This window comes from Paenibacillus sp. FSL H7-0326, assembly GCF_001955535.1.
Taxonomy (GTDB): Bacteria; Bacillota; Bacilli; order Paenibacillales; family Paenibacillaceae; genus Paenibacillus; species Paenibacillus shunpengii.
In genome coordinates this window covers 1836061-1854539 of record NZ_MPVN01000001.1, presented here as the reverse complement: position 1 = coordinate 1854539, position 18479 = coordinate 1836061, and the positions used below count along the sequence as shown (strand labels likewise).

The 18479-nt window shown below is 47.9% G+C and carries 14 protein-coding genes; all 14 read left to right on the top strand.

Features of this window, described 5'->3' with window-relative positions:
* Positions 1–73: 73 nt before the first annotated feature.
* The 14 genes from BK126_RS08980 to BK126_RS08915 all read left to right on the top strand — a co-directional run bounded on the left by BK126_RS08980 (position 74) and on the right by BK126_RS08915 (position 18479).
* Positions 74–703, top strand: coding sequence for a methionine ABC transporter permease (locus BK126_RS08980; protein ID WP_076312627.1), 630 nt, complete (start codon positions 74–76; stop codon positions 701–703).
* Positions 704–734: 31 nt separating this feature from the next.
* On the top strand, positions 735–1592 hold the full coding sequence (locus BK126_RS08975; RefSeq protein WP_256209846.1) for a MetQ/NlpA family ABC transporter substrate-binding protein: 858 nt from the start codon (positions 735–737) through the stop codon (positions 1590–1592).
* Between the two features lie 196 nt (positions 1593–1788).
* The gene (locus BK126_RS08970; RefSeq protein WP_076312206.1) at positions 1789–4068 is read left to right on the top strand and encodes a choice-of-anchor I family protein; all 2280 of its coding nucleotides are present in this window, start codon (positions 1789–1791) and stop codon (positions 4066–4068) included.
* 203 nt (positions 4069–4271) lie between these two features.
* Positions 4272–6179: a PAS domain-containing hybrid sensor histidine kinase/response regulator gene (locus BK126_RS08965; RefSeq protein ID WP_076312205.1), complete on the top strand. Its 1908-nt coding sequence runs from the start codon at positions 4272–4274 to the stop codon at positions 6177–6179.
* Between the two features lie 12 nt (positions 6180–6191).
* Positions 6192–7079, top strand: coding sequence for an AraC family transcriptional regulator (locus BK126_RS08960; protein ID WP_076312204.1), 888 nt, complete (start codon positions 6192–6194; stop codon positions 7077–7079).
* 167 nt (positions 7080–7246) lie between these two features.
* On the top strand, positions 7247–8752 hold the full coding sequence (gene melA / locus BK126_RS08955) for an alpha-glucosidase/alpha-galactosidase (RefSeq protein ID WP_076312203.1): 1506 nt from the start codon (positions 7247–7249) through the stop codon (positions 8750–8752).
* A 497-nt stretch (positions 8753–9249) separates the two neighbouring features.
* Positions 9250–9684: a helix-turn-helix domain-containing protein gene (locus BK126_RS08950; RefSeq protein ID WP_076312202.1), complete on the top strand. Its 435-nt coding sequence runs from the start codon at positions 9250–9252 to the stop codon at positions 9682–9684.
* A gap of 165 nt (positions 9685–9849) precedes the next feature.
* Complete coding sequence (locus BK126_RS08945) at positions 9850–10731, top strand: metallophosphoesterase family protein (RefSeq protein WP_076312201.1); 882 nt, start codon at positions 9850–9852, stop codon at positions 10729–10731.
* Positions 10724–11392 (top strand): glycerol-3-phosphate responsive antiterminator, encoded by a 669-nt coding sequence (locus BK126_RS08940; protein WP_083655777.1) that lies wholly within the window; start codon positions 10724–10726, stop codon positions 11390–11392. Before BK126_RS08945 ends, BK126_RS08940 begins: the two co-directional genes overlap by 8 nt.
* A gap of 220 nt (positions 11393–11612) precedes the next feature.
* Entirely contained in the window at positions 11613–12941 is a 1329-nt protein-coding gene (locus BK126_RS08935) for an ABC transporter substrate-binding protein (RefSeq protein ID WP_076312200.1), read from the top strand.
* 18 nt (positions 12942–12959) lie between these two features.
* Positions 12960–14063 (top strand): ABC transporter ATP-binding protein, encoded by a 1104-nt coding sequence (locus BK126_RS08930; RefSeq protein WP_076312199.1) that lies wholly within the window; start codon positions 12960–12962, stop codon positions 14061–14063.
* Position 14064: 1 nt separating this feature from the next.
* A complete protein-coding gene (locus BK126_RS08925; RefSeq protein ID WP_076312198.1) occupies positions 14065–14943 on the top strand; it encodes a carbohydrate ABC transporter permease in 879 nt (292 codons plus the stop codon).
* 108 nt (positions 14944–15051) lie between these two features.
* On the top strand, positions 15052–15870 hold the full coding sequence (locus tag BK126_RS08920) for a carbohydrate ABC transporter permease (RefSeq protein ID WP_047913487.1): 819 nt from the start codon (positions 15052–15054) through the stop codon (positions 15868–15870).
* 311 nt (positions 15871–16181) lie between these two features.
* Positions 16182–18479: a glycoside hydrolase family 3 N-terminal domain-containing protein gene (locus BK126_RS08915; protein ID WP_179085526.1), complete on the top strand. Its 2298-nt coding sequence runs from the start codon at positions 16182–16184 to the stop codon at positions 18477–18479.

Below are 18479 nucleotides of genomic sequence, written 5' to 3'. Positions count from 1 at the left end.
TGATTTTTTTACAGGACTCTATGATTATGTCGTTCATTTCTACCCCAATTATGTAGAGACCTATTCTTCTGAGATGTGGAAGTCGATTGGACAGACTTTTCTAATGGTCGGGATCTCACTGGCAGCAGCCATATTGCTCGGTCTTCCGCTCGGAACACTGCTGTATTTGACGCGCAAAGGACAGAAATATGAGAATCGGACACTATTTGGCATCCTCGACTCTATCGTTAACATTGTCCGGTCCTTTCCATTCCTGCTGCTGGTCGTCTTCATGATTCCTTTTACCCGGATGATTGTGGGGACCGCGCTTGGAACCGTCGCTGCTTCCGTACCGCTTGCCGTAGTGGCGATTGCCACTTATTCGCGTCTGGCAGAACAATCACTGCTTGAAGTGCCAAGAGGGGTTGTCGAGGCTTCCTCGTCTATGGGAGCGACACTCCCGCAGTTTATATTCAAATTCTTATTTGTTGAGGCACGTTCCGGCTTGGTTCGGGGTCTTACCACTTCAACCATCAGCTTCATCTCGTACTCGACCGTGGTCGGCGTTGTGGGAGGCGGTGGAATTGGAGATTTCGCCATTCGCTATGGATATCAAAGATATGAGACTGAGCTGATGGTGTTTACGATTTTGATCATGATTGTGCTTGTACAGTTGGTTCAGTATTTGGGTAATCTGTTATCGAGAAGCTTGGACAAACGCTAACTAATCAAACTTGGAAGGGAATTTGTAATTGATGAGAACATTAAGCAGCAAACGAGTTATGAAGTGGACAGGGCTCCTATTAATAGTGACAATAATGCTGGTCGCGGCGGGCTGCGGCTCGAATAGCGGCGATACAGCTGACAATAACGAAGGCGCATCAGGGGCGGGTGAATCCCAGACTCTGCGAGTGGCAAGCAGTCTTCCGGCCATGGTTGATATGATGGAAGCCTTGAAGCCAACCTTGAAGGAAGAAGGAATCGAGCTCGAGGTTGTGAACGTGTCAGATAACATTCAGCCTAATGATGCACTCAAGAATAAAGAAGTGGATGCGAATTTCTTTCAGCATCAAGTATTCATGCAGCAGTACAACGATAATGCCGATGCGAATCTTACGGTAGTCACTCCGATTTACCATATTATTTACGGCGGTTACTCCAAGAATTATGACAGTATTGATGCGCTTCCGGATGGTGCAACAATTGCCATTCCGAATGATCCGGCAAACATCGGACGCTCGCTTGCCATGTTTGACCAGAATGGGATGATCAAGCTTAAAGAAGGCGTCGGCACTGACGGACTTCAATCCGATATTGTGGAGAACCCGAAGAACTATAAGTTCCAGGAAGTGGATCTGCTGATGCTTGCTCGTGCATATGAGGATGTGGATCTCGTAACGATGTATCCTGCCTATGCGTCTCCTCTTGGCCTGACACCGAAGGATGCGATTGTAACAGAGGAAATGGATGAGAAATATGCGATTTCACTCGTTGCGCGCGAGGATAACAAGGATTCAGAAGCCATTCAGAAGCTGGCCGAAGTGCTTACCAGCGATGAGGCAAGAAAATATATTGAAGAGAAGCACCCGGATACAATGATTCCGGCGTTCTAATGAAACAGGAGGTCCCATCTAATGGGGCCTCCTTCTTTTTAGGATAGGTATGCTTTTCATTTTATTTACTCAAACTTTTTATTTCTCTCGCCGTCCGTTTTACACCTGTCATACACAATGCTGCTGCTCCCTTAACAGTTCGTTTATACAATGGCAAAATGCAGCTTAAATCATTGATTCATTGAGGAGAGAGAATATGAGAATTAAGGCACGGAGATACATAACGATGTTACTGGCCGCAGGGCTGACGCTGGGGATGGTGCCGGCAGGACCGGCAGATGTAGATGCAGCCAGCAATTCGGCAGCACCTGCTGTGGCAAACGCAGCTAATGGCTTGAATGCGCTTCAGATCAGCAAGATCGGGAGCTATGAAGTAGGCGTAACCAATGCCGATGGCGGTATTGCTGAGATCGTCCGATACAACAAGGACAATGGCAGCTTCTACTTGGTCAACGGAGCTACGCAGCCGCCAAGTCTGGATATTGTAAAGCTTGAGGAAGACGGCAAGACCCGCAAAGTGAACAGCATTAATATTGAGGCGCTTGCGGCAGCAGGTGATTTTGAAGTCGGCGACTTGACAAGTGTGGATGTGAACACAGCAGGTACATATGTTGCTGTAGCAGTACAAGAGAAAGCCTCCATGAAAGCAGGCAAAGTGCTGGTGTTGGATTACGATGGCAAGCTGCTCAGGGAATATACGGTAGGTGTACAGCCGGATATGATCAAGATCAGCCCGGATGGACGTTATATTTTGACTGCGGATGAGGGAGAGCCTCGTGATGGCATCGGGGCAGATCCGAAAGGTAGTGTTACGATCATTGATACACGCACAAATGAAGTGAAGCAGGTCTTGTTCAATGATCCGTCCGTGATCGGAGATGACGTACATATTCGCGGTGATGTGAATGAGGATGGAATCATCGCTTCAATTGGTACGAAGGCGAAGGCAGAAACGGATTTTGAGCCGGAATATATTGCTCTGTCTGACGATAATAAGACGGCATATGTAGCTCTGCAGGAGAACAATGCCATTGCTGCAATTGATCTGGCAGAGGCAAAGGTAGTGTCTGTGCAAGGACTTGGAGCCAAGGATCTGAGCAAGCCTGGAAACGAGGCCGATCTGATCTCAGATGGTCAGGTGAAGCTTGAGAATGCTCCACTCAAAAGCCTGTATATGCCGGATGGTATTGCATCACATACAATAAATGGCCAAACGTATCTCTTCACAGCGAATGAAGGAGATGCTACAGGATGGGAAGGTCTTGAGAATGAGCTCAAGATATCGGATATAAAAGAAGACGACAAGCTGTCTTCATCCTTATCCGAGTGGCTGGGTCAAACGGAAGACTACGATGATGTTCGTGTCATTTCCGAAATGGGCCTGAAGAATGACGTATACGAAGAATTGTACTTATACGGAGGCCGGTCCTTCTCCATCTGGAATGCAGATACAATGGAGCAGGTATATGACAGCGGAAGCGATTTTGAGCGCATTACAGGAGAAGTGAACCCGGAATTCTTCAATGTAAGCAATGATGATGAAGAGATGGATGACCGCAGTCCGAAGAAGGGCCCTGAGCCGGAATATGTAACCGTAGGTGAGGTAGGAGACAAGCTCTATGCCTTTACGGGTCTCGAGAGAACCGGAGGAGTCATGGTGTACGATGTGACGAACCCGGAGAAGCCTGTGTTTACAAGCTATGTGAATACCCGCAAATACGCTCAGGAGGACATCCTGGCAACAGATACGGGACCGGAAGGGCTGGAGTTCATCCCTGCTGCCGACAGTCCGACAGGCAGCCCGCTGCTTCTGGTAGCCAATGAGGTTGGTGGTACAGTTACCATTCTGGAAATGAATACAGAGGTTGAAACGAATCCTGGCGAGCTTCCGGAAGACAATACACCAGGTGAAGCTCCTTCATTCACAGACCTGGATGGTCACTGGGCGGCTCACGGCATTACTGAACTAGCCGCAAGCGGAATCATTCATGGGATAACCAGTGAGCAGTTTGCTCCCAATAAGTCCGTGACCCGGGCTCAATTCGCTTCCATGCTCGTCAGCGCACTGGATCTGACTCCAGTCTCGGGTGAAGCAAGCAGCTTCACAGATGTCGCTTCAAATGCCTGGTATGCAGACGATGTGCAGGCTGCTGTCGAGAATAATCTGATCTTCGGCAGAACCAGCAGCTCGTTTGACCCAAGTGCTCCTGTTACACGGGCAGAGATGGTCGTAATGGTTAATCGAGCAGCCCGTCTTGTGGATGCCTCAGAGGAAGGAGCGATCTCTATACTAAGCAAGTATAAAGACTTCGCAGACGTGCAGGAGTGGGCGAAGGAGAGCTTCGCAAACCTGGTTCACAGCGGGATGATCAAAGGCGATCAAGCGGGTCGTCTTAATCCAAGTGCACACACAAGCCGTGCAGAGGCAGCCGAAGTGCTGTACAGATTGTTAAGCAAGGCAGGGACTATAGAATAAGTAAGACTTGAGGTTAGTGAAGATGGGCAGCGAGGGAGTGCAGTGTGACTTCGTGTGACGCATAAGGGTGGTTTCGCTTGTACAGCGAAGCCGCTTTTTTACATTTCAGAAATTAGAATCTATAAATTTTGTCTATTTTCTAAAAACGATCTCCTCCTATGTTGACACCTCATGTATAATATTTGAACGAGGAGGGGCGATAAATGAGTGATTTCCTGCAATTTGATCAGCAAGTGATAGCAAAGCATATTTATAATCAAGCACCGGTAGGCATTGCTCTAGTATCGACCCAGGGCAATTGGATTCATGCGAATGCTTCCGCCTGTCACATCTTAGGTTATAAGCTGGAGGAGCTCATGACCCTTCCGGCGATGGATTACATTTTCTCCGAAGCGGTTCATCCATCTGCGCTGCTGGAGCGGGCTTCGTCTTCAATTAAATTTGACAAGGAATATACACATAGAAACGGAAACAAGGTATGGGCCAGTGTCCACGTGTCTTTGGTACTTGATGAAATATCAGAGGAACCTATCTATTTCATTGCACATCTTATAGATATCACTGCAAATAAAGTAGCAGAATTAAAGCTGAATGAAAGTGTGGAAAGATACACTTCACTAAAAAAATACAATCATGATGCCATCATCTCATTTGGCCTGGACGGCAACATCATCAATGGCAACCAAATGACAGAAACACTAACGGGTTACACCATTGCCGAATTAATCGGGACGAGAATTGCCAGGCTGATTGACGAGCAAGTGCTGGCAAATCTGAAATCAGACGAGCTTGATCATGCGCTCATTGAAGAGGGGATCGATCATATTAAGCACAAGGACGGTCATCTTGTCGAGGTCCTTGCTTCTCTTGCTCCAATTATTATTCACAATAACCGTGTTGGCTTCTATCTAATTCTGAAGGATATTACCGAGCAGAGGCGGCTTCTGATCGAGAAAGAAACGGCTGAGAAAACGAATAAGGCAAAAAGCGAGTTTCTGGCGATGATGAGTCATGAGATCCGTACCCCGATGAATGGTGTCATTGGAATGACGGACTTGCTGCTGGAAACCGAGCTTGAATCGGAACAACGCCAGTATGTTGAAATTATTAAGCAGAGCGGCAGTACCTTGCTGAACATTATTAACGATATTTTGGATTTTTCCAAGATTGAATCCGGTAAGATTGATCTGGTTCATGAATTGTTTAGCATGAGAACAACCTTGTCCGAGGCTTACTATATTAATCAGCCAAGAGCCATTGAGAAAGGGATCGAAGTTACGACATCGATCGCGCCGAATGTACCTGAGTATCTATTTGGTGATGGGACCAAGGTAAGACAAATATTGATGAATTTATTGAGCAATGCAGTTAAATTTACGCCAAGCGGCAGTGTATCGGTAAGTGTTGAACAAGTCGAACAGACATCCAGGCATGTGAGGCTCAAAGTTGAGGTTGAGGATACAGGCATTGGTGTGTCTGCAGATAAGATGCTCCGGTTATTTGAGCCCTTCTATCAGGTCGATAATTATATGACTCGAAAGATTGAAGGTACGGGTCTTGGACTTGCGATATGCAAGAGGCTGGTTGAGCTGATGGAAGGAGAGATTTGGTATGAGCCGAGACCGGATGGTCCGGGATCCAGATTCATCTTTACGGCTAACTTTAGACTTCAGCCTCCTTCCGCAGGTCCAAGGAGTGATCAGACAGAACAGGATCATGGAGCTTCTGTTGAACCACTGAAGATTCTAGTGGCTGAGGATAATGAGGTGAATCAGCTGGTGTTCATTAAGATGATGGACAGGCTGGGGTATCGGGTAACGGTAGTGCCAAACGGGGAACAGGCAGTACAGGCTTGTAAAGAACAGGATTACGATATGGTGTTTATGGATGTCCAGATGCCTGTCGTGGATGGTCTGATGGCAACAAGGATGATTCGCCAAGAGATGCCTGGCACTGAAGGTCCTTACATTGTCGCCGTCACGGCACATGCCATTCATGGGGATCGCAATAAATATTTGGAGCTTGGCATGGATGACTATGTGAGCAAGCCGCTCAGCATGACTGCCGTTTCAGCTGTTATTCAAAAGTATATCGCACAGCGAGAGGCGTAAGGAGGAACGGTGATGAGAGGCAGTTTTTTTCATCATGAGCTCTCTCCTTCCGAGGCTGGCCCTGGCTTTTATGCCTATTATTATAAACAGTGGCAGAATTATAAGATGGAATATCATGAGCATCGCTGGACGGAGATCATGTATATGATCCAAGGAACAGGTGCCATTGATGTTATGGGGGATGACGGCAGTACCGAGCGTATTGTGCTGCGTAAAGGTGAGTTTATTATTCTCGATGAGGGGGTTCCTCATCGGTTAATCGTGGAGCAGGCGGGTCCCTGCCGAATGCTGAATGTAGAATTCGGCTTCCAGCCGTATTCGGGCCCCTTCTCTCTTGGACATATAGCAAGGGAGGAGCAGGAGGTCGCTGTGTTTCTGGCGCGTCCGTTCAGGCATCTTGTGTTATCTGATCCGGAAGAAGTCTATTATGTGCTGAAGAGTCTGGTGCTGGAGCTGGATCGGCAGCCTTCCGCAGATACCAGCTTCATGATTGAGCTTCTGTTCAGCCAGCTGCTCGTGCGGATCGCCAGGCTGAGGAGTACAGCAGAAGGCAGTGAACCGCTTGCGGACGGATACGTTACAAGGAGTATCCAATATATGCGTCAGCATATTGATCAGCCGCTTCAGGTTAAGGATGTGGCGGCATATGTTAACCTGCATCCAGGCTATCTGCACCGAATATTCAAGAAACATACCGACCAAACACTGACAGAGTATTTGACCAGGGTTCGGATGGATAAGGCGAAGATGCTGCTGTCCCAGACGGAAATTCCAGTTCAGGATATTCCGGATTATGTGGGGATCAGCAGTCGTCAATATTTTCACACTTTGTTTAAGAAGCATACAGGCTTAACGCCTGTTAAATATCGGGAACTGGGTGAGAGAAAATCCTGGGACTAGAGAGGAAGAGGTCTTGCGATCTCTTCTTTTTGGTGTTCACAGGTGAGGATTTTGTACATACGGCAGATGAAGAGGTCACGATATTGGTAACGCTTCCTGAATAGATATTGCTACAATGACGAAGAGAATATCAAGGGTCTTAATATGGAAAGGTGGATGAGAAGCTGATGTCTTTTAAGGTAGCATTTATTGGAGCAGGAAGTATTGGATTTACTCGGGGATTATTGCGTGACCTGCTGACCGTACCTGAATTTAGCGATATCGAAATTTCATTTACAGATATTAGTCAACATAATCTGGATATGGTAACTGAGTTATGTCAACGTGACATTCGGGAGAATGGACTATCCATCGAGATTAAGGCGACCACGAATCGACGTGAAGCGCTGAAGGATGCGAAATATGTCATATGTACAATTCGTGTCGGTGGACTGGAAGCTTTTGCGACGGATGTCGATATTCCACTAAAATATGGCGTCGATCAATGCGTAGGAGATACGCTGTGTGCGGGCGGCATCATGTACGGACAGCGCGGAATCGCTGAAATGATGAATATTTGCAAGGATATCCGTGAGGTATGCTCGGAGGATGTACTGCTGCTGAACTACTCTAATCCGATGGCGATGCTGACCTGGGCCTGCAACAAATACGGTGGTGTAAATACAGTAGGCTTATGCCATGGCGTACAGCATGGACATCATCAAATCGCACAGGTGTATGGGCTTGAGATGAAGGATGTCGATATCGTCTGCGCCGGAATCAACCACCAGACCTGGTATATCAAAGCAAGCCATGAAGGCAAGGATCTGACTGCAGGACTGCTAGAGGCTTTCGAGAAGCATCCAGAGTTCAGCCGTACAGAAAAAGTGAGAATCGATATGCTGCGCCGCTTCGGTTATTACAGTACGGAATCGAATGGCCATCTTAGTGAATATGTACCGTGGTATCGCAAGCGTCCGGATGAAATCCAGGAATGGATTGATCTGGGGAGCTGGATTAATGGGGAAACCGGCGGATATCTTCGGGTGTGTACAGAGGGAAGAAACTGGTTCGAGACGGACTTTCCTAACTGGATGAAGGAGGAGCCGAACCAATTTGTGCCGGAGAAACGTGGACAGGAGCATGGCTCCTATATCATTGAGAGTCTGGAGACAGGCAGAGTGTACCGGGGACATTTCAACCGAGTGAATAACGGAGTTATTTCCAACCTTCCGAATGACGCCATTATCGAGGCACCAGGCTATGTCGATCGGAACGGGATCTCGATGCCGCATGTCGGGGATCTCCCGCTTGGACCGGCAGCTGTATGCAATGTGAGCATCTCTGTACAGCGTCTTGCAGTCGAAGCGGCTATTCATGGAGATGATCAGCTGCTCCGTCAAGCCTTTATGATGGACCCCCTCGTAGGAGCGGTCTGCAATCCGAAGGAAATATGGCAAATGGTTGATGAGATGCTGGTCGCTGGCGAGAAGTGGCTTCCGCAATATACCGAAGCGATTGCTTCTGCCAAGGAACGGCTTGCTGCAGGCAACCTGATTCCAACCCGGGACTATCAAGGGGCTGCAAGGCTTAAAGTGAAGACCATTGAGGAAATGCAGCAGGATCGTGAAGCGGCAAATAAGAATGCAGGTGAATCCGACAAAGGCAAGGATCGCGAGAAGATTGGAAGTTAAATCTAATCCATAAGGTATAGGGCAACACAGCGAAGCTGGCGTTGCCTTTTTTTTTTATTTAGTGCAGTAAGGCGTTAAAAAGTAACGGTCATTATTCGATATATAGTATACAAAAGGAAAACCAGCTGTTAAATTTAGGATAAAAGCATATTGGAGGAGAAAATAATGGTAAAAAGTATGGATATGGTCGTAATGTTTAGTTATTTATGTTTTCTCCTGCTAGGAGTACTGCTCAAAGAAATACCTTATTCGGTAAGACGAAGATCGTAAACAGCAATCACCATACATAATCTGAGAGCTTGTCCCTAAAGCGGGGGCAGGCTTTTTTCATTCCTTTCATTATTGACCGTCTGTTTATTCTGCCATATAATTATTAACAAAAATGTTAATAAAAAATTGCTCGATTTACGTATATTCTGGGCATATCAAGCCATACATATTTATATGATCTGCTGACAAAAGCATTACAAGTATGAGGAGTAAAGGAATGAGTGTAAATGATCAAGACTGAAACCGCTTACCGAAGAGCTTTGGAAAAAATGAAGGATCATAAGGCTTATATTGCGAATGAGAAGCTGCGTTATCAGAGCAACGGTATGAGTAAAGAACAGACAGACCTGGCCCTTCGTCCACTGTTGTCTTTTAAAGAGGAGCTGGCCGAAGAGATTTATGACTATGAAATGATCAAGAAGGGATCATTTGGTCCGCTGGAGAGCATAACGGATCTCGGAAAGAATCTGATTGCATACCGGATCTTTATGAATATATCGCAGGCTGAGCTTGCCAGGAGATTAGGTGTGTCCGAGGCACAGGTATCAAGGGATGAACGCAATGAGTACAGCGGGGCTACAACAGAGAAGATTCAGTCCGTCATGAATGTCCTGGGACTAAGAACAACGATCAAGATTGAAACGAGTGTAATGCAAGCATAGGTTATTAAGCTAAACGGCGAATCTCCATTAAAGAGGAAGATTCGCTTTTTTTTTTTTCGTCACCTGAACCAAAATTTTTACATAAACAGCTATTGGATGTGATTTCCAGATAACATTCTCTTCCTATAATTGACCTAAGCAAACGCATAAGGAGAGTGTTAGAATATGAAGCTGGCGATCCTGGGAGATTTGCATTACCACGAAGCGGACGAGAGTACTGAGGCGTGGGTTACGGCAAGAGATGCGTTTTATAAAAAAATGCTGCACCATTTCATGAGCGCTGAAGCCGATATGCATATATCGCTGGGTGATCTTACGAATTTCGGTACAGAGAGAGAAATCAATGAAGTGTATGACATTATCGAACAATATGACGGAAGCTTCTTCCATGTGCTCGGTAATCATGATACCTATTCCCAGACCAAGAGGGATCTGCTCACTTTGACCGGACAAGCCCGCTACCAGGCACTTACGATGGACAAAGCGATTCTTGTGTTTCTGGATACGACTAGAGAGATGGATCTGACCAACTGGGGAGGCTGGATGGATGAGGAGCAGCTGAGCTGGTTTGAGAATGTCATTGTCAGCTCAGGCACGAAGCCGATGCTCGTATTTGCTCACCATCCGGTTCATTTGACGACAACGGGGTCAGATCGGGATAAGGGTTCAATCGACCCATCCATCGATATGTGGCGGATCTTAAGCAAGAAGCAGGGAACGGCTGTCTATTTTAACGGACATACACATGTGGATTCCATTACCAAGCAGAATAATTGGACATTTGTTCAGCTGTCCGCCTGCCTGGACGAGCATGCATTCCGGATGGTGGAGCTTGGAGACGATTATATCGACATCACGGCAGTCGACATTGAAGATGCTGAGCTTCCTAAGCAGCTCCCGGAAATTCATCTTCACATGAAGCATTTCTCCCCGTCCGTCCATGCAAGAGGAACAGAGCTTGAGAGAGGCTGCCGTGTGATGCTGACGAGTCAACAGGCTTCATTCGTATCTGCAGATACAGCAGCACCTGGTCAAGGTCATGTCTAAAGAGCAGACGAGTGCCGTTAAGCAGCCTTATGTAAAGAAGAGCCTGACAAGCACCAGGACAAGGGCTTCGGTCAGTACACTGCTTGAGCGGCTTGAAACTTATAGAAATGTAGCTTCCATTCGTGATGTCAGACAGCTGGAGACTGCACTTGAGCATAAAGACCGTTTAAGCTGTGTATTCCTGCTGACAGGAAGCATCGGGGTCATCAAGGGCTATGTAGATCTGTTTCGCAAGCACGAAATTCCGGTATTCGTGCATGTTGAGAAGATCGGGGGCTTATCCTATGATCAGCCGGGGCTGGATTACCTCGCGAATGCAATTAAACCGGATGGGATCATTACGACGAAGATTCAGGTGGTCAAAAAGGCACAGAAGCTTGGACTTTTGACGATTCAGCGCTTTTTCCTCATTGATTCGGAAGGGCTTGATAACATTGCCCAATCGCTGGATCAGGCACAGCCTGACGTCATTGAGATCATGCCGGCCCGTATTCCTGAAGTGCTGGGTAAAGTGAGGACGATGACAGAGCTGCCCATTATCTCAGGAGGACTGCTTACCGAGCGCAGACATGCCAAGGAATGTCTCAAGTATGGGGCAACAGCTGTTTCCTCGTCGAGCACCTCCATGTGGAAGGAAGCCTTTAACTTAACTCATGTTTAACAATTGCAATTAATACCGTTAACAATGAAGAGATAAGATAAGTGCAGGATGAAGAGACAAGCATCCACTTATATATAGACAAGTAAATAGCCAGTGGGTTGGAGTGATGGAGAAACCTGAACAGACCAGAGAGGCCTTGTATAGAGCCTTGAATGGTTTCGTTCAGGTTTCTTTTGTCATGTCCAAGAGCGGCTTTAAAACGATTAGGAGGAAATAGAAAATGAAAAGAAATAAAAGACGGGGGTTCTTATCACTCATGCTGGGAATGGCGGTTATGCTATCCGCCTGCGGCGGTGAATCCGGAGAAAGCTCGGCGACGAATGCGGGGGCAGGCTCGGCAAGTGCAAGTGAAGGCACAGGAGAGAAGATTCAGATCAAATACTGGTATGCCTTCGGAGACAAGATCGAAGAGGCGAAGCAGGAGCTGGTTAAACGCTTCAATGAATCCCAGGATGAGATTGAAGTCATCGCTGAATACCAAGGAAATTATGACGACCTGCATGCCAAGGTTCAGGCTGCATTTGCCGCAGGGGATGCACCTGCCGTTTCCGACCTGGAAATCGCATCAACTGCAACATTTGCCAGATACGGAATGATTCAAGAGCTTGGTCCATTAGCAGAGCAGGATGCTGAGGAAGTACAAATGGATGATTTTAACCCGGGCCTTATGGGAAATGCCTATGTAGACGATAAGCTGTACGGACTTCCCTTCATGCGCAGCACACCGATCATGTATATGAACGTAACTGTGCTTGAAGAAGCAGGCCTTGATCCTGCCGGACCAAAGAACTGGCAAGAATTCGAGGAATATGGACGTAAACTTAAGGAAAAAGGAATCTCACTGATGACCATGCCGGTCGATATTTGGTTCTACGAAGGACTTGTTGCCCAATCCGGAGGACAAATTTTGGCTGAAGACGGTAAATCGGTACTGTTCAATTCCCCAGAAGGTGTTGAACCGGTGGAATTCTGGAAGAAGCTTGCAAACGAAGGCTTGATCAAAATCCCGGTAGGGGACGAGGCAGGGGCAACGGCTGACAAGGACTGGGCTAACCAAACGTCGGCATTCAAATTCGGTTCTACAGCAGGCGTAGCAGGAGCAATTGATATTTCAGAAGGAAATAATTTTGAGTTCGACACTGCCTTCATGCCGGCAAACAAATCTTATGGTGTACCAACAGGCGGTTGTCAGCTCGTGATGACGTCCAAGCTTACAGAGGAGGAGCAGGCAGCAGCATGGGAGTTCATCAAGTTCATGACAACGACGGAGAGCACCATCTATCAAAGTGAGCATGTAGGATACCTGCCAACTCGTCTGTCCGCACTGGAAACAGAAGAAATGCAGTCCCTGTACAAAGAATATCCGCAATATAAAGTAGCTGTGGATCAGCTTGAATATGCAAGACCTCGTCCAATGGAGACGGCTTATCCGGAAGTTGCACAAATCATGAAGAGCGCAATTGAAAAAACAATTCTCGATGCTAATGTGACGCCTCAGCAGGCGCTGGATGAAGCGGCTGAGAAAGCAAACGCGCTGCTCAGCAAATAAACGGGAGGTGGCTCTACTATGGGCAGAATTGAGCTGAAGGGAATCAGCAAATTCTTCAAGGAAGAAGAGGTTATCAAGGATTTGGATCTGACGATTCGGGACGGTTCCTTCACCGTCCTCGTCGGACCCTCGGGCTGTGGTAAATCGACGACACTACGAATGATTGCAGGTCTGGATGAGCAGACAAAGGGTGAGATCTGGATTGATGACATATGCGTCAACGGAGTAGCTCCAGGCAACCGCGATGTGGCCATGGTATTTCAGAATTATGCCTTGTACCCGACAATGAACGTGTATGACAATATCGAGTTTGGACTCGTCAATCGGAAGGTGCCGAAGAAGGAACGGGAGAAGCTCATCAAGGATATCGCTGAGATCGTGGGTCTCAGCGATTACATGAAGAAGAAGCCGGAGATGCTGTCCGGCGGGCAGAGACAGCGGGTAGCGCTGGCACGTGCCATGGTCAAGAAGCCGCAGGTGTTCATCCTGGATGAGCCGCTCTCTAACCTCGATGCGAAGCTGCGTCACCAGATGCGGACGGAGCTGATTCAGCTGCATAAACGGCTCGGCACGACCTTTGTATATGTCACTCATGATCAAGTGGAAGCCATGTCTATGGGGGATGAGATCGTTATTATGAACAAAGGCGTCATTCAGCAGGCAGCATCGCCGATGACGCTGTACAACGATCCGGCTAACGTATTTGCAGCCCAGTTTATTGGTACTCCGGCCATGAATGTGCTTCCATACAAGGGATTCAAGCTTCATTCGGCACAAGGAAAATCACAGGACATAGCAAGCTTCGGCTTCCGGCCAGAGCATGCCCTCTTGAATCCACAGGATTCCTCGGAAGGTCTTCGCCTGGATGGAGAGATCATGACACGGGAAAGTCTGGGTGCAGAGAATATCTATCAGATTGGGTCTCCATTCGGCGTGTTCTCAATCAAGACCTTTCTAGAGCCGCTTGTACCGGATAACAGAGTCAACATTACGGTTCCGTATGAGCGTCTGTACTATTTTAATACCGAAGGTCAAAGACTGAAGCAGTATGAAATCAGGCAAGAGCATGAAGGGGCCAAGCCGAATGCTCCGGAATTGATCTCGATCGGTGGAGGGCTGTAGCATGACATCTCGTTTCTGGGAGAAGCTTAGACCTTATGGAATGATATCTCCATCGCTATTGATCTTTGGTGTGTTCTTTATTTATCCGATCTTTTATATGATCTATCTTAGTTTTTTTGATTGGAATTTTGTCAGTCCGACGAAGAATTATGTAGGCTTGCAAAATTTTTCAGATCTTTTGTCGGATTCAGAGTTTATGCAGGTTCTTCTGAATACGACAATTTACACCTTTGCCACCGTGGCACTGACACTCAGCTTCTCACTGTTGATCGCACTATGGCTTAACCGCTCGGGGCTGTTCTATGGGTTTGTTCAGGGCGCGATCTTCAGTCCGCATATTATTTCTCTGGTATCCATCTCCCTGCTGTGGAGCTGGCTGATGGATCCGGAATACGGGCTGCTCAACTGGGTTATCGGGCTGTTTGGAATGGCGCCGCTGGATTGGCTGTCGCATCCGGATACGTCACTCATGTCACTCATTCTGGTGGCCGTGTGGAAAGGGATCGGCTTTAATACACTTGTCTTTATCGCAGGACTTCAGAGCATACCGCCAAGTATCTATGAAGCCGCTGCACTCGATCGATCCAAGCCGCTGCGGACCTTCTGGAAGCTGACGCTGCCCATGCTGTCACCAACGCTGTTCTTCCTGGCGATTATGAGCATGATCGGTTCGTTCCAGGTGTTTGAAACCATTGCCATTATGACGCAGGGCGGTCCGGTGAATTCGACCAATACACTCGTCTATTACATTTACGAATACGGCTTCCGCTTCTTCAAGATCGGTTACGCTTCTGCAGCGGGTGTCATACTGCTTATCATTGTCGGCTTGCTTACCATCATTTATTTCCGTATGTTATCAAGACGCGTCCATTACCGGTAAGCATGAGGAAGGAGAGGAAATGAAGTGAATGCAATAGATCCTACAGCTAGAACGAGGGAGACCGCGGGGAACACAGGCAGACAGCAGAGCTGGAGTGGGCTGAGCGCAATGAACAGCGTTCTGAAGGTCGTCAACGTCATCGGCTTGCTGATCCTGGTCCTGATCTTCGCACTGCCCTTTGCGTGGATGATCTCCACATCTCTAAAAACACTGCCGGAGACGATGATTTTTCCTCCGGATTGGATACCAAATAATCCGCAATGGCAGAATTTTATCCAGGCCTGGAACTCGGGTCCGTTTCTCCATTATTTTATGAACAGTGTACTCATCGCTGTTGGGATCTTGATTCTGCAAATGCTGACGATTATCCCTGCAGCCTATGCCTTTGCCAGATTTCAGTTCAAGGGCTCGGGTATTTTGTTCGGACTTGTAATGGTTACCTTGATGATTCCATCACAGCTGATCTTTCTTCCCGTCTATTTGCAGCTCAGCTCCTGGAACATGCTGAATACCCATCTGGGTCTGATTCTGCCCTTTGCCTCCAGTGCTTTTGGCATCTTCCTGCTCCGTCAGTCCTTTAAACAGGTTCCCGAGGAGCTGATTGAAGCAGCCAGACTCGACAAGGCCAAGGAGTGGAAGATTATGTGGAAGCTGATGATTCCGATGGCACGTCCAGCACTGATCACCATTGCTCTGTTCAGCTTCATCAGTCACTGGAATGACTACTTCTGGCCGCTTGTCATGACGACGAATGAAACAGCAAGAACGCTGCCGCTCGGGATTGCGAAGATCCGACAGACGGAGGGAGTCGCGACTTGGAATATTCTTATGGCAGCCAATCTTATTCTGGTTCTGCCGATTCTCGTCGTCTTTTTCTTCGCCCAGCGTTCGATCATCAAGGCGTTTGTGTACAACGGTGTGAAATAGTTTAGCTAACTTTTGATAGATAATTGTATACATGAAACGACTATATCTAAATTGAAGTCCGGCTGACAGCCGGACTTTTTTTACGTTCCAGGATGTTACGTAATTTAGTTGTACTTGAGCAGCTGACTGGAATGGATCCACAACAAGCGTGCAAGTGTGTTATTTTCGGCCCATATGTTATTTTTGCTCTTATCTTCTACAGTCAGATCAAAGCTGATATGGTGTTCGCAAGGATAGACCTCAAGGTCTCTCTTATAAGAATAGATTTGATGTGAATGCTGATGCGACAGACAAAGAGGAGATGAGCTGGCATGATGATCTATAAAGATGCAGCAAAATCGGTGACAGAACGTACGGAAGATCTGCTGAAGCAAATGACAATGGAAGAGAAGATCGGACAATTGGTGCAGCCGTTCGGCTGGAAAGTGTACGAGAACGCAGAAGGTCAGATTAATTTAACAGAGGAATTTCGCAGACAGGTGCATAAGGGCGGCATTGGCTCACTCTATGGTGTTCTCAGGGCAGATCCATGGACAGAGGTAACGATAGAGAACGGACTATCACCTGAGCTGGGGGCAGAAGCGGTCAATGAAATTCAGCGTTATGCGATCCAGCACTCGCGGCTCGGAATTCCGATCTTGTTCGGAGAGGAATGCTCTCATGGTCATATGGCCATTGGTGCAACTGTATTTCCCGTCCCTCTGTTAATCGGCAGCACGTGGAATACCGAGCTATACAGCAAGATGTGCCGTGCTGTTGCACTGGAGACGAGAAGTCAGGGCGGAGCAGTGACGTATTCGCCGGTGCTTGATGTGGTGCGTGATCCGAGATGGGGAAGAACCGAAGAATGCTTCGGTGAGGACCCCTATCTGATTGGTGAGTTTGCAGTGGCCTCAGTTAAAGGACTGCAAGGTGATTCACTCGATCAACAGACCTCTGTTGCGGCTACACTGAAGCATTTTGCCGGATATGGCAGCTCAGAAGGCGGAAGAAATGCCGGCCCTGTTCATATGGGGATGCGTGAGCTGCGAGAAGTTGATTTGTATCCATTTCGCCGTGCAGTCGAGGCAGGAGCCGCTTCTATCATGCCGGCTTACAATGAAATTGATGGTACACCGTGCACGTCGAATAAAGAACTGCTAGAGGACATTCTTCGCACAGAGTGGGGCTTCGACGGTATGGTCATCACCGACTGTGGTGCAATCAATATGCTGGCCTGGGGTCATGATACCGCGGAGGATGGTCTGTCTGCCGCAGCCCAAGCGATCACAGCCGGTATTGATATGGAGATGTCCGGGGAGATGTTTGCGAAGTATTTGGGAGAAGCCGTGGAGACAGGAAGGGTAGACATAGAAGTACTGGATCAGGCGGTGCGGCGGGTACTGACGCTGAAATTCAGGCTGGGTCTGTTCGATCATCCATATTGCGACCCCAAGAAGGCCGGGGAAGTCATCGGCAGCGCAGCGCATAAGCGGCTGGCAAGACAGGTGGCAGCCGAAGGAATCATAATGCTCAAAAATGAAGGCCAGGCTCTGCCGCTGTCAAGGACGCATGGTGTAATCGCCGTCATCGGGCCCAATGCGGATCAAGCCTATAATCAATTGGGTGATTATACATCTCCTCAGCCGGATGGGGCTGTAACGACAGTGCTGGACGGAATCAAGGCTAAGCTCGCTGATCATCCCGAGCGGGTATTATATGCGCCTGGCTGCCGAATTCAAGGGGACAGCCGTGAAGGCTTTGAGGCGGCACTTGCCTGTGCGGCCCAGGCAGATACGGTCTTGCTTGTGCTTGGCGGGTCGAGTGCAAGGGATTTTGGAGAAGGGACCATTGATCTTCGGACCGGTGCTTCTGTCGTTACTGATACATGGAATGACATGGACTGTGGAGAAGGAATTGACCGGATGACCTTGACTTTATCCGGTGTACAGCTGCAGCTGGCGCAGGAGATTCATAAGCTTGGCAAGAAGCTGATCGTGATATATATTAATGGCCGCCCGATAACAGAGCCTTGGCTCGATGCACATGCGGATGCTATTCTCGAAGCCTGGTACCCTGGACAGGAGGGAGGACATGCTGCAGCCGATGTATTGTTCGGTGATGTTAATCCGTCAGGCCGGCTGACCGTTTCGATACCGAAGCATGTCGGTCAGCTGCCTGTACATTACCGGGGCAAGCGCTCACGCGGTAGAAGATATTTGGAAGAGGATAGTAAGCCGATGTATCCCTTCGGATATGGACTCAGCTACACCTCGTTTACATATAGCGATCTCCGTTTGTCTGCCTCCGAGATGTATATAGATGATACGGTCGAAGCCGAAGTCATCGTAAAGAATACAGGAGATTGCCGAGGGGCAGAAGTCGTTCAGCTGTATATTTCGGATGCAGCAAGTCTGTATACAAGACCGAAGCTTGAGCTGAAAGGATTCCGCAAGGTAGAGCTTGAACCCGGTGAGGAGAGACGCATCACGTTTCCTATCGGACGCGGAGAACTGGAGTATGTTGGAGCAGATTATAAGCGGGTTGTTGAGCCAGGACTTTTTCACATCAGGATTGGCAGACATGTAGATGACACACTGACCACAGAACTTACTGTACTGGAGGGTTAA